This window comes from Litoribacterium kuwaitense (assembly GCF_011058155.1).
In the GTDB taxonomy this organism is placed as follows: Bacteria; Bacillota; Bacilli; order Bacillales; family DSM-28697; genus Litoribacterium; species Litoribacterium kuwaitense.
The window spans coordinates 1-413 of record NZ_JAALFC010000124.1 but is presented as its reverse complement, the minus strand read 5'-3'; the positions used below and the strand labels follow the sequence as shown (position 1 = coordinate 413).

Here is a 413-nt window from a genome sequence, read left to right as displayed (position 1 = left end):
AAAAACTCTTATGGAGAGTTTGATCCTGGCTCAGGACGAACGCTGGCGGCGTGCCTAATACATGCAAGTCGAGCGGATGAAGGGAAGCTTGCTTCCCGGATTCAGCGGCGGACGGGTGAGTAACACGTGGGCAACCTGCCTGTAAGACTGGGATAACTCCGGGAAACCGGGGCTAATACCTGATAATCCTTGAACCCGCATGGGTTTAAGATGAAAGATGGCTTCGGCTATCACTTACAGATGGGCCCGCGGCGCATTAGCTAGTTGGTGAGGTAAAGGCTCACCAAGGCAACGATGCGTAGCCGACCTGAGAGGGTGATCGGCCACACTGGGACTGAGACACGGCCCAGACTCCTACGGGAGGCAGCAGTAGGGAATCTTCCGCAATGGACGAAAGTCTGACGGAGCAACGC

At 55.7% G+C, this 413-nt stretch carries 1 rRNA gene; it reads left to right on the top strand.

Features of this window, described 5'->3' with window-relative positions:
* Positions 1–7: 7 nt before the first annotated feature.
* Positions 8–413: ribosomal RNA gene (locus tag G4V62_RS19315) — 16S ribosomal RNA — on the top strand; the annotation flags it as partial.